This is a genomic window from Ornithinimicrobium sp., assembly GCF_051004135.1.
In the GTDB taxonomy this organism is placed as follows: Bacteria; Actinomycetota; Actinomycetes; order Actinomycetales; family Dermatophilaceae; genus Ornithinicoccus.
Genome location: NZ_JBPCKQ010000204.1, coordinates 16,096 through 27,981 on the forward strand (window position 1 = coordinate 16,096; position 11,886 = coordinate 27,981).

Here is an 11,886-nt window from a genome sequence, read left to right on the forward strand (position 1 = left end):
GTATGGCGTTGCGCTGGCCGGTGGTGCTGCTGGTCCTGCTCGGGCTGGTCCCGGTGGCGATCTGGCCCTCAGGTGGCACCGTGTGGTGGTGGCTGCTGCTGTGCGCGGCCCTGGTCGCGGTCGACGTACTGCTGGCACCCTCACCCCGGCAGCTGCGGCTGTCCCGGCAGGCCGGGGAGTCGGCGCACCGGCAGGACGACGGCACGGTGCTGACCCAGGTGCGCACCGGCGAGCCGACGTCCACCACGCTGCTGGTGCGCAACCCGGGGCGGCGGACCCTGACCGGCGAGCTGCGCGACGCCTGGGTGCCCTCGGCCGGCGCCGGCCGCGCACGGCATACCCTCCGGCTGCCCGGCGGCGAGCGGCGACGGCTGACCACGACCCTGCTGCCCACCCGGCGCGGGGACCGGCATACCGACCGGGTGACCGTGCGCAGCCACGGGCCGCTGCAGCTGGCCGCCCGGCAGGTCACCCACCGGGTGCCGGCGGTGGTGCGGGCGCTGCCGCCGTTCCGCTCGCGGCAGCACCTGCCGAGCCGGCTGGCCCGGCTGCGCCAGCTGGACGGACGCTCGGCGGTGCGCACACGAGGGCAGGGTACGGAGTTCGACTCGCTGCGCGACTACGTCGAGGGCGACGACGTACGCAGCATCGACTGGCGCGCCACCGCCCGGCGGCAGCACGTCGTGGTGCGCACCTGGCAGCCCGAGCGCGACCGTCGGGTCGTCCTGGTGCTGGACTCCTCGCGCACCAGCGCCGCCCGAGTGGGCGACGAGCCGCGGCTGGACGCCGCGATGGACGCGGCGCTGCTGCTGGCGGCCCTGGCCTCCCGGGCCGGTGACAAGGTCGACCTGATCGCCGGCGACCGCCGGCTGCGCGGGCAGGTGCGCCCAGAGACCAACCGCACCGGGCTGCTCAACAGCCTGGTGACGGTGATGGCACCGATCCAGCCGGTGCTGGTGGAGGCCGACTGGCAGCTGCTGGCCGGGACGGTCAACGGCACCACGCGGCGCAAGGCCCTGGTCGTGCTGTTCACCGCGCTGGACCCCGCCGCCATCGAGCAGGGGCTGCTGCCGGTGCTGCCCGCGCTGACCGCGCACCACCAGGTCGTGCTGGCCTCGGTCGCCGACCCGGTGCTGGCGGAGATGACCCAGGACCTGTCCGACCTGGAAAGCGTCTACGGCGCTGCTGCCGCCGAGCGCACCCGGTCGCTGCGGGACCGCACCGCCCAGGCGCTCGGACGGCTTGGCGTGCATGTCATCGAGGCCTCGCCCGAGGAGCTGCCGCCGCGACTCGCGGACCACTACCTGGCACTGAAGGCCCGCGGCCTGCTGTAGCCACCACTCACTGGTGCCCGTTGCCCGTCCGCTCTGCCTTCGGCATACGCGTGGTGCAGTCGGTGCCGAGTGTCACCGTACGCACCGGCTCCGACCGCCAAGACGTTGCATACCGTGACACTCGGCACGTTCTGCACCGACCCGATGAGGCGCGGGCGGCGGAGCGCCGCAACTCACGCCTCGAGGGGAGCCTCGTCGACCTGCTGGGAGGCGTCGACGTCACCGGTCAGGCCACGCCGCACGGCATACCGACCGAGCGTGAACACGTAGGTCAGGAAAAGTCCCAGGGCCAGGATCCCGATGCCGACGCGGGCCCAGGTGGGCAGCGGTGACGGGGTCACGAAGGCCTCGATCAGCCCGGAGACCAGCAGCACGAAGACCAGGCCCAGGCTGACCGTGGCCGCGCTGCGCCCCTCGGCAGCCAGGGACGACAGCCGCGTCCGCGGCCCCGGGTCGACCCAGGACCAGAACAGCCGCAAGCCCACCCCCGCGGCCACGAAGATTGCCGTCAGCTCCAGCAGCCCGTGCGGGGTGATCAGCCCCCAGAACACTGCCGCCTTGCCCTCCGCGTGCATCAGGGACGCCACGACGGCCAGGCTGGAGATGTTCTGCCACAACACCCACAACACCGGCAGCCCGAGCACCCCGAAGGCGATGCACTGTGCCGCCACCCACGAGTTGTTGATCCAGACGAGGGAGGCGAAGCTGCTGGCAGGGTTCTCGGAGTAGTAGTTCTCGAAGTCGGAGTCGACCAGCTGCTGCACCTCGGCCGTGGAGATCAGCGTGTTCTCCACGACCGGGTTGTAGAACAGCCAGGTGCCCAGGGCCGCGGCGATCGCCACGTTGAGCAGGGCGGTGATGATCCACCAACGCCGCATCCGGTACAACGCGGCCGGGAAGTCCTCGACGAAGAACTCCCCGATGCTGGCCCAGCCGAACGACCTCGCCCGGCTCGAGCGCAGCCGTGCTCGGGTGAGCAACAGCGACAGGTGGGTCACCAGCGAGGCGTCCGGGGCACTGGAGCGCACCAGGGACAGGTCGGTCGCGGTGCGGGCGTAGCCGTCGAGCAGCTCGTCGGCCTCAGCCCCGTCGAGGTGCCGGCGCCGGCTCAGCTCGTCGAGTCGCTCCCACCCCTGCCGGCGACGCCGGACCAGCGCATCCAGATCCACCCCTGAACTCTAACCAGCGCCGCTGACATCGCGGCTCGGGACCTGTCGACCGGCGGTTGCCTCGCTACGCTGGTCGGCATGGCCACCCGCGGCATCTTCGAGAGCGAGGGGTTCGTCACCTCCGAGGCGGTCGAGCTCGACCTGCCCGCAGCCAGCCTGCCGCTGCGGATGACCTCCGGTCTGCTCGACCTGATCGTGGCGATTTTACTCGGCCTGCTGGGGCTGTGGCTGCTCTCCGGGATCATCAGCGGCGCCGACGCCGCGCTGCTGCGGGCCCTGGTCATCCTGACCGTCGTGCTGGCCCTGGTGGCCGTAAACGTCGCCCAGGAGACCCTGCTGCGCGGCCGGACCGTCGGCAAGCTCGCCCTGGGACTGCGCACCGTGCGCGACGACGCCGGACCGATCGGGTTCCGGCACGCGGTCATCCGGGCCCTGGTCGGCTTCGTCGAGGTGTGGCTGAGCGTTGGTGCGCTCGCCCTGATCGTGGCCGCCACCAACGAGCGGGCCAAGCGGCTCGGTGACTTCCTGGCCGGCACCTATGTCGTGCGCGACCGGCACCGGCTCAGGCTCCCGCCCCCGCCGCAGACCGACCCGCTGCTGCAGGAGTGGGCCCAGGGCGTCGACATCGCCACGCTGCCCGACGGCCTGAGTGTGGCGCTGCGGCAGTTCCTCGGCCGCGCCGGAGCGCTCACCCCGACCGCTCGGGAGGCCACCGGCAGCCGGCTCTACGGCGACCTGCTCGGGTATGTCGCACCGCCACCCCCGCAGGGTGCTCCCCCGATACAGGTGCTGGCCACGGTGCTCGCCGAGCGGCGTCGGCGCGACGACCTGCGACTGGACCGCGAGGACGCCCTGCGCGCCAAGGTCATCGGCGCCGACCCACTGCACTGAGCCCATCCTGCGCCGAGCCTCAGCGCAACGTCGCGGGGCCGATCACCGCGGCATACCCGGGCAGCACCAGGCGGTCGATCAGGTCACGCCGGTGCCGGTAGGGCAGAAACGCCGACTTCATCGCATCGATGGTCACCCGCCGCAGGTCGGCGACCTCCCAGCCGGCGTGGTCCAGCAGCAGCCCCATCTCGCGGCCCATGGTGGTGCTGCTCATCAGCCGGTTGTCGGTGTTGAGCGTGATCCGGAAGCGCAGCCGCTCCAGCAGGGTGATCGGGTGCGCCTCGATGCTGGGCGCGGCGCCGGTCTGCAGGTTGCTCGACGGGCACATCTCCAGCGGGATCCGACGGTCTCGCACGTATGCCGCGAGCCGGCCGAGGTGGACCGCGGCCACCTGCTCGTCGCTCCACTGGGCGAACGGCGTCGGCACCTCGGCGACCGGGCGGCCGTCCAGAGTGAGGTCGTCGACGATGCGCACGCCGTGACCCAGCCGCTCGGTGCCGCACCACTGCAACGCCTCCCAGATGCTGGGCAGCCCGAAGGCCTCGCCCGCGTGGATGGTGAAGTGGGCGTTCTCCCGGCGCAGGTACTCAAAGGCATCCAGGTGCCGGGTGGGCGGGAAGCCGGCCTCGGCGCCGGCGATGTCGAAGCCGGCCACCCCGGCGTCGCGGTGCCGTACCGCGAGTGCGGCGATCTCCCGGGAGCGGGCCGCGTGCCGCATCGCGGTCAGCAACGAGCAGACGGTGATCTCGCGCCCCTGCTCGGCGGCCTGCGCCATCCCGTCCTGGAAGCCCGCCGTGACCGCGGCCACCACCTGGTCCAGCTCCAATCCCTGCTGCAGGTGTTGCTCGGGCGCGTAGCGCACCTCGGCGTAGACCACCCCGTCCTCTGCGAGGTCCAGCACACACTCGCTGGCCACCCGCCGTAGGGCGTCCTCGGTCTGCATCACCCCGACCGTGTGGGCGAAGGTCTCCAGGTAGCGCTCCAGGGAGCCGGAGTCGGCGCTGTCCCGGAACCACGCGGCGAGCGCGTCGACCGAATCAGCGGGCAGCTCGGCATACCCCTGCTCATGGGCGAGCTCGAGCACGGTGCGCGGGCTAAGTCCCCCGTCCAGGTGGTCGTGCAGCACCACCTTGGGCAGTCGGGCGACAAGCTCGTCGGTCGTCTCCACAGTCATCCGCCCCTCACTCCTCGCGGTGCGCAGCGTGCGCGTCGAAGGCGGGGACGCAGATCGCGAGGTACTCCGCACCCTCGTCACCTGCCTCGTAGCGCACCCATTCCCGGCATCGGGCCAGCACGGCCTGACCGGCCGGCACGGTCAGCTTGCTCTCGTCGTGGTGCACTTCCAGCGACCCGGCGATCACATACGTGATCTCCTCGAACTCCGGCACCTGGCCCGGCTCGCTCCATCCCGCCTCGGCGGTCATGTGCGCCACCGAGACGTTGGTGTGCCCGCTGCTGACCCGGCCGACCAGCTCATCGATCGTTTTGCCACCCGGCACGGGGAAGGGGGTCGCGTCCAAGATCTCCGCCATAGCAGCAGTCTAGGTGTGACCTTCGGCCACGTGCCGGGGCCCGCCTCGCCGCGAGCGGTGACCCCTCAGCGGGGGGCAGAGCGCGCCGACACCACACGGCAAGGCTCGTCCCATGGGGACCGGCTCGACAAGGCTGTGGATACACTCGATCGGTGAGTTCTCCGACCGCCACCGCACCGCTGGACGTCCTGGGGGGCTCCAACGTCACCGAGGCCAACCTGACCCGGTTCCTGCACGGCCTGCCCGGCGTCGACCAGGTCGGCTGCGAGGCACGGGCCGCGGGGCTGGGCACCCGCTCGATCAAGACCACCGCCAAGGCCTGGGCCATCGACACCGCGATCTCGATGGTCGACCTGACCACCCTCGAGGGCGCGGACACCCCCGGCAAGGTGCGCTCGCTGTGCGCCAAGGCGCTGCTACCCGATCCCACCGACCCGGGCACCCCCCGCGTGGCCGCGGTGTGCGTCTACAACGACCTGGTGGGCATCGCCAAGGAGGCGCTGGGGGCCAGTGGGGTCCACGTCGCGGCGGTCGCCACCGCGTTCCCCTCCGGCCGGGCGAGTATGCCGGTCAAGCTCACCGACACCCGGGACGCCGTGACCGCCGGGGCCGACGAGATCGACATGGTCATCGACCGCGGAGCGTTCCTGTCCGGCCGCTACCTGGACGTGTTCGAGGAGATCGTGCAGATCAAGGCGGCCTGCCGGCGCGACGACAGACCGAATGCGCATCTGAAGGTGATCCTGGAGACCGGCGAGCTGGTCACCTACGACAACGTCCGTCGCGCCTCCTGGCTGGCCATGCTGGCTGGCGCCGAATTCATCAAGACTTCCACGGGCAAGGTCTCCCCCGCCGCCACCCTGCCGATGACCCTGGTCATGCTGGAGGCGGTGCGCGACTGGCGGGAGCTGACCGGCGACATGGTCGGGGTCAAGCCGGCCGGGGGGATCCGCAGCAGCAAGGACGCGCTGAAGCACCTGGTCACCGTCAACGAGATCGCCGGGCAGGACTGGCTCGACCCCGCCTGGTTCCGGTTCGGTGCCTCCAGCCTGCTCAACGACCTGCTGCTGCAGCGGCACAAGCTGACCACTGGCGCCTACAGCGGCCCCGACTACGTGACGATCGACTGAGCGCCGTGACCACGACGACCCGAAAGCACCTGTGATGCCCACCTTCAACTACGCCCCGGCGCCGGAGTCCCGCGCCGTCGTCGACATCGCCTCCTCCTACGGGTTGTTCATCGGCGGCGAGTTCGTCGAGTCCGCCGGTGGCGCCACGTTCAAGACGATCAGCCCCGCGACCGAGGAGGTGCTCGCCGAGATCACCGAGGCCAGCGCCGACGACGTCGACCGGGCCGTCGCCGCCGCGCGCACCGCATACAGCCGGGTCTGGTCGCGGATGAGTGGGGCGGACCGGGGCAAGTACCTCTTCCGTATCGCGCGCATTCTGCAGGAGCGGGCCCGGGAGTTCGCGGTGCTGGAGACCCTCGACAACGGCAAGCCGATCAAGGAGAGCCGCGACGTCGACATCCCCTGCGCCGCCGCGCACTTCTTCTACCACGCCGGGTGGGCCGACAAGCTGGAGTATGCCGGGCTGACCGCTCCCGGGTCGGGTCCGCCGCGGCCGGTGGGCGTCGTCGGGCAGATCATCCCGTGGAACTTCCCGCTGCTGATGCTGGCGTGGAAGATCGCGCCGGCCCTGGCCACCGGCAACACCGTGGTCCTCAAGCCGGCCGAGACGACACCGTTGACCGCGCTGCTGTTTGCGCAGGTGTGCCAGCAGGCCGACCTGCCGCCGGGCGTCGTCAACATCATCACCGGCGCCGGCCCGACCGGGCAGGCGTTGGTCGAGCACGAGGGCATCGACAAGATCGCCTTCACCGGCTCGACCGGCGTCGGCAAGGCCATCGCGCGCTCCATCGCCGGCACCCGCACGCGGGCCACCCTGGAGCTCGGTGGCAAGGCCGCCAACATCGTCTTCGACGACGCGCCGCTGGACCAGGCGGTCGAGGGCATCGTCAACGGCATCTTCTTCAACCAGGGGCAGGTGTGCTGCGCCGGGTCGCGGCTGCTGGTGCAGGAGTCGATCGCCGAGGCCGTGGAGGCCAAGCTCAAGCGGCGGCTGGCCACGCTGCGGGTCGGTGACCCGATGGACAAGAACACCGACGTCGGCGCCATCAACTCCCGCGCCCAGCTGGACCGGATCACCGAGCTGACCCAGGCCGGCGAGGACGAGGGCGCCACCCGCTGGTCACCGGAGTGCGAGCTGCCCGCCAAGGGCTTCTGGTTTGCCCCCACCGTGTTCACCGGGGTCGCCCAGACGCACCGGATCGCCCAGGAGGAGATCTTCGGCCCGGTGCTGTCGGTGCTGACCTTTCGCACCCCGGGTGAGGCGGTCGCCAAGGCCAACAACACGCCCTACGGGCTGTCGGCCGGCATCTGGACCGACAAGGGCTCGCGGATCCTGTGGATGGCCGACCAGCTCAAGGCGGGTGTGGTGTGGGCCAACACGTTCAACAAGTTCGACCCGACCAGCCCGTTCGGCGGCTACAAGGAGTCCGGCTACGGCCGGGAGGGTGGCCGACACGGATTGGCGCCCTATGTCCAGGAGGAGCAGGGAGCATGAGCCGGGTGGACGTGCGCAAGACCTACAAGCTCTACATCGGCGGGGCGTTCCCGCGCAGCGAGTCGGGCCGCTCCTACGAGGTGTTCTCCGCCGGGCGCGGCCGCAAGTTCTTGGCCAACGCGGCGCAGGGATCGCGCAAGGACGCTCGCGACGCGGTCAAGGCCGCCCGGGCCGCGCAGCCGGGCTGGGCCGGTGCCACGGCATACAACCGAGCTCAGGTGCTCTACCGGGTCGCCGAGGTGATGGAGTCGCGGCGGGCGCAGTTCGTCTCCGATGTGCGCACCGGGGAGGGGCTCAGCGCCGCGCGGGCCGAGACGGTCGTCTCCGCAGCCATCGACCGGTGGGTCTGGTATGCCGGGTGGTCCGACAAGTTTGCGCAGGTCACCGGGGCGATGAACCCGGTCGCCGGGCCGTTCTTCAACATCTCTGCCCCCGAGCCGACCGGTGTCGTCGCGGTGCTGGCGCCCCAGGAGTCCTCGCTGCTCGGACTGGTCTCGGTGATCGCGCCGGCGCTGGTGACCGGCAACACCGTCGTGGTCATGGCCAGCCGGGACCGGCCGCTGCCGGCGATCACCCTCGCCGAGGCCCTGGCCACCTCCGACGTCCCCGGCGGCGTGGTCAACATCCTGACCGGTGATCCGGCCGAGGTCGCGCCGTGGCTGGCGACCCACCGCGACGTCAACGCCATCGACCTCACCGGCGCGGCCGGCGTCGACGGACTGGAGTGGGGCGACCTGGAGCGTGCGGCCGCCGACAACGTCAAGCGGGTGCGCCGCCCCGGCGGCAGCGGCGTGCAGGCGGTCGAGCCCGACTTCGAGCCCACGCCGGATCTGGGCCGGATGAGTGCGCTGACCGAGACCAAGACGGTCTGGCACCCTAAGGGCCGCTGACCCCACCTACCGTTGTGCGCGCCACAAGCGCCTTCGCAGGGCCCGCTGGCGCGCATATCGGTCCACCCCGACCGTTGTGCGCGCCACACGCGCCTTCGCAGGGCCCGCTGGCGCGCATATCGGTCACCCGCCGATGCGGTCCAGGATCAGGTCGCTGGTCACCACGGCGGAGCCCTCGTCGACGATGTCGATCGCGCCCTCGAGGATCTGCTGGGCCCGGTCGAAGCGCTCCGGGGTGTCGGTATGCAGGGTCAGCAGCGGCTGTCCGGCCTGCACCCGGTCCCCGGGCTTGGCGTGCATCTGCACCCCCGCGCCGGCCTGCACGGGGTCCTCCTTGCGCGCCCGACCCGCGCCGAGCCGCCACGCGGCCACCCCGACCGCGAGCGCGTCGAGGCGTCCCACCACGCCCTCCCGCTCGGCGGTGACCTGCTGAGTCTCCTTGGCTGTCGGCAGCTCGGCGTCCGGATCGCCGCCCTGCGCGGCGATCATCGAGCGCCACACGTCCATGGCCCGCCCGTCGGCGAGCGCGTCGCCCGGGTCGACGTCGTCGACCCCGGCGCCGGCCAACATCTCCCTCGCCAAGGCCAGCGTCAGCTCGACGACATCGGCCGGGCCACCGCCGGCCAGCACCTCGACACTCTCGCGGACCTCCAGGGCGTTGCCGGCGGTCAGTCCCAGCGGCGTCTGCATGTCGGTCAGCAGCGCCACCGTGTGCACCCCGGCGTCGGTACCGAGCGCGACCATGGTCTCGGCAAGCTCGCGGGCCTGGGCCTCGTCCTTCATGAACGCACCCGAGCCCACCTTGACGTCGAGCACCAGGGTGCCGGTGCCCTCGGCGATCTTCTTGGACATGATCGAGGAGGCGATCAGCGGGATCGCTTCGACCGTGCCGGTGACGTCGCGCAGGGCGTAGAGCCGCTTGTCGGCCGGGGCGAGCCCCGAGCCGGCGGCGCAGATGACCGCGCCGACCTCGTCCAGCTGAGCCAGCATCGCCTCGTTGGACACCGATGCCTGCCAGCCCGGGATCGACTCCAGCTTGTCCAGCGTGCCGCCGGTGTGTCCCAACCCGCGGCCGGACAGCTGCGGCACCGCCACGCCGCAGGCAGCGACCAGCGGCGCCAGCGGCAGGGTGATCTTGTCGCCGACCCCGCCGGTCGAGTGCTTGTCGGCGGTGGGGCGGGACAGGCCGGAGAAGCCCAGCCGCTCCCCCGAGGCGATCATCGCCGCGGTCCAGTCGGCGATCTCGCGCCGGTCCATGCCGTTGAGCAGGATCGCCATGGCCAGCGCCGACATCTGCTCATCGGCCACCGCATCCCGGGTGTAGGCGTCGATCACCCAGTCGATCTGCTCCGTACTCAGTCCCAGCCGGTCGCGCTTGGCCCGGATGACGTCGACTGCGTCGAAGTCCTCGCTCATCTGATTCCGCCTTCCTCATCGCCGCAGGCAGCCCCGGCCGTCCATGCCCGTGGCATCTGCGGTCGTGACGTCTGAATATGGCATTCTTGCCCGCGTGAAACTCGCCCAAGCCATGGCCCTCATCGTGCCACCCATCGTCGACCTCAAGCGTCGGGCCCTGGCCCGAGCCGACGGGGAGCACACGATGTATCCGACGCTCGTCGCGCTGCGCGAGGACCGGGTGCTCGCCGTGGTCAGCACCCCCCGGATGGCCGTGACCCTGTCCACCGCGCACACACTCGCGGTCGGCCTGGCCCCACAGCTGGTCTGCGTCGCGGCACAGGTGACGTTGCCCGACGGTGGCGAGGGCATCGCCTACACGACGATGACCCGTGACCACACGGCGGGCTTCGCCCTACAGCCGTATGCCGTTCACGAAGTCAGCGACGGGGTGCACGAAGCCATGGGTGCGCAGATCGAGTTCAGCACTCCCGAGCGGGGTCAGCCCGAGGACCGCGCGCTGATGGACGAGCTGGCCCGCGCGATGTCGCACGACCCGATGGATCCGACGCGGGTCTCCCGCAAGGGCGACGTGGACACCGGCGGCACCAACCCTGCCCTGCTGCCGCAGGAGGAGGGACGACTGGCGATCGACGCCGGCACCTGCGCCTCCGTGCAGCGCAGCGTCGTAGGCGTCGGCGGCCGCACGCTCTATCTCGCGGCCTCCGCAGCCCACGCGACCCGGCTGCTCGCGCACGGGATGCCGGAGCAGGTCCTGCTGCACTGAGGTTCGTCAGCTCAGCTCGGGGGCTTCAGCTCGGGGGCTTCAGCTCGAACGCCTGCGGAAGCACCTCTGCCATGCTCAGGTCGCCCTGGGGAGTGAGCAGCCGGCAGTCGGCACCGCCGTGCTCGTGGATCAGCTGCCGGCAGCGTCCGCACGGCATGATGAACTCGCCCGCGGCGTCGACGCAGACCACGGCGACAAGGCGGCCCCCGCCGCCCGCGACCAGGTCGCTGACCATCCCGCACTCGGCGCACAGCGCCACCCCGTAAGAGCCGTTCTCGACGTTGCACCCGACCGCCACCCGCCTGTCGTCGACCAGCGCCGCGGCGCCGACAGGGTAGCGGGAGTAGGGGGCGTAGGCGCGCCCCACCGCCTCGACCGCCCGCGCCTGCAGCGCCGACCAGTCCACCTCGTCCGTGTCCACGGCGCCCTCTCAGCTCTTGGTGTAGGGGACGCCCTCGGCGGCCGGTGGGCGCACCCGGCCCACGAAGCCGGCGACGGCGAAGATGGTGATCAGGTAGGGCAGCATCAGCAGCAGCTCCGAGGGCACCGAGCTGCCGATGGTGGACAGCACGTTGCCGAGGTTGCGGGAGAAGCCGAAGAGCAGCGCCGCGAGCACGGCCAGCTTGGGGTTCCACTTGCCCAGGATCATCGCCGCGAGGGCGATGTAGCCCTGACCTGCCGACATCTCGCGGCCGAAGGCCAGCCCGGAGCCGATCGTGAAGAAGGCACCACCCAGACCGGCGATGGCTCCGCCGAGGATGACGTTCCACACGCGCCGGGCGTTGACCTTGATGCCGACCGTGTCGGCGGCTTTGGGGTGCTCGCCGACCGCTCGGGTGCGCAGACCCCACCGGCTGCGGAACAACATGATCTGCAGCACGACAACGAGGCCGTACATGAGGTAGACCAGGATCGTCTGGTTGAACAGCACCGGCCCCAGCACCGGGATCTCGGCCAGCAGCGGGATCCGGATGGTGGCCAGGCGCTCGCGGGCGTTCCACAGCTCCCGGTTGTCCGACATCACCGTGGAGAACAGGAAGCCGGTCAGGCCGATGACGAGGGCGTTGAGCACGACGCCGACGATGATCTGGTTGACCCGAAAGCGCACGGCAAACCACGCCAGCAGGGCACCCACGAGGGCACCGGCGACCGGGGCGGCCACCAGCCCGGCATACCCTGAGCCGACCCGGGAGGACACGGCCGCCGCGGCGAAGGCGCCGAACAGCAACTGGCCCTCGATGGCGATGTTGATCACCCCGGAGC

At 71.4% G+C, this 11,886-nt stretch carries 12 protein-coding genes; 6 read left to right on the top strand and 6 right to left on the bottom strand.

Translation table 11 applies throughout. The features are described 5' to 3' along the window. Nucleotides 1-2 precede the first annotated feature (2 nt). Nucleotides 3-1,334, top strand: coding sequence for a DUF58 domain-containing protein (locus tag ACR2FV_RS14400; RefSeq protein WP_434016385.1), 1,332 nt, complete (start codon nucleotides 3-5; stop codon nucleotides 1,332-1,334). A 173-nt stretch (nucleotides 1,335-1,507) separates the two neighbouring features. Here the strand turns inward: ACR2FV_RS14400 and ACR2FV_RS14405 are convergent, their stop codons facing one another. Further along, nucleotides 1,508-2,503 carry a stage II sporulation protein M gene (locus ACR2FV_RS14405; protein ID WP_434016386.1) on the bottom strand — a complete coding sequence of 332 codons (996 nt, stop codon included), beginning with the start codon at nucleotides 2,501-2,503 and terminating at the stop codon, nucleotides 1,508-1,510. A gap of 78 nt (nucleotides 2,504-2,581) precedes the next feature. Between ACR2FV_RS14405 and ACR2FV_RS14410 the strand changes: the two genes are divergently transcribed. After that, nucleotides 2,582-3,394, top strand: coding sequence for an RDD family protein (locus ACR2FV_RS14410; protein ID WP_434016387.1), 813 nt, complete (start codon nucleotides 2,582-2,584; stop codon nucleotides 3,392-3,394). 19 nt (nucleotides 3,395-3,413) lie between these two features. Here ACR2FV_RS14410 and ACR2FV_RS14415 read toward each other — a convergent pair whose 3' ends face one another. Both ACR2FV_RS14415 and ACR2FV_RS14420 read right to left on the bottom strand, forming a co-directional pair. Further along, complete coding sequence (locus tag ACR2FV_RS14415; RefSeq protein ID WP_434016388.1) at nucleotides 3,414-4,568, bottom strand: adenosine deaminase; 1,155 nt, start codon at nucleotides 4,566-4,568, stop codon at nucleotides 3,414-3,416. A gap of 7 nt (nucleotides 4,569-4,575) precedes the next feature. Next, complete coding sequence (locus ACR2FV_RS14420) at nucleotides 4,576-4,926, bottom strand: cupin domain-containing protein (RefSeq protein WP_434016389.1); 351 nt, start codon at nucleotides 4,924-4,926, stop codon at nucleotides 4,576-4,578. A gap of 152 nt (nucleotides 4,927-5,078) precedes the next feature. Between ACR2FV_RS14420 and deoC the strand changes: the two genes are divergently transcribed. From deoC to ACR2FV_RS14435, 3 genes are read left to right on the top strand one after another with little or no spacing between them, the layout of a single operon-like run. Further along, nucleotides 5,079-6,056, top strand: a complete 978-nt coding sequence (gene deoC / locus ACR2FV_RS14425) for a deoxyribose-phosphate aldolase (RefSeq protein WP_434016390.1) — start codon at nucleotides 5,079-5,081, stop codon at nucleotides 6,054-6,056. 34 nt (nucleotides 6,057-6,090) lie between these two features. Next, nucleotides 6,091-7,551, top strand: coding sequence for an aldehyde dehydrogenase family protein (locus ACR2FV_RS14430; protein ID WP_434016391.1), 1,461 nt, complete (start codon nucleotides 6,091-6,093; stop codon nucleotides 7,549-7,551). Then, on the top strand, nucleotides 7,548-8,441 hold the full coding sequence (locus ACR2FV_RS14435; protein WP_434016392.1) for an aldehyde dehydrogenase family protein: 894 nt from the start codon (nucleotides 7,548-7,550) through the stop codon (nucleotides 8,439-8,441). The genes ACR2FV_RS14430 and ACR2FV_RS14435 overlap by 4 nt, the downstream gene beginning before the upstream one ends. A 123-nt stretch (nucleotides 8,442-8,564) precedes the next feature. On the opposite strand, the gene ACR2FV_RS14440 is transcribed toward ACR2FV_RS14435, so the two are convergent. Continuing rightward, nucleotides 8,565-9,857 carry a thymidine phosphorylase gene (locus ACR2FV_RS14440; protein WP_434016393.1) on the bottom strand — a complete coding sequence of 431 codons (1,293 nt, stop codon included), beginning with the start codon at nucleotides 9,855-9,857 and terminating at the stop codon, nucleotides 8,565-8,567. Nucleotides 9,858-9,951: 94 nt separating this feature from the next. Between ACR2FV_RS14440 and ACR2FV_RS14445 the strand changes: the two genes are divergently transcribed. Beyond that, a complete protein-coding gene (locus ACR2FV_RS14445; RefSeq protein ID WP_434016394.1) occupies nucleotides 9,952-10,623 on the top strand; it encodes a hypothetical protein in 672 nt (223 codons plus the stop codon). A gap of 25 nt (nucleotides 10,624-10,648) precedes the next feature. On the opposite strand, the gene ACR2FV_RS14450 is transcribed toward ACR2FV_RS14445, so the two are convergent. Then, the gene (locus tag ACR2FV_RS14450; RefSeq protein ID WP_434016395.1) at nucleotides 10,649-11,044 is read right to left on the bottom strand and encodes a cytidine deaminase; all 396 of its coding nucleotides are present in this window, start codon (nucleotides 11,042-11,044) and stop codon (nucleotides 10,649-10,651) included. A 9-nt stretch (nucleotides 11,045-11,053) separates the two neighbouring features. Next, a partial coding sequence (locus tag ACR2FV_RS14455; RefSeq protein ID WP_434016396.1) for an ABC transporter permease occupies nucleotides 11,054-11,886 on the bottom strand: 833 nt, incomplete at its 5' end.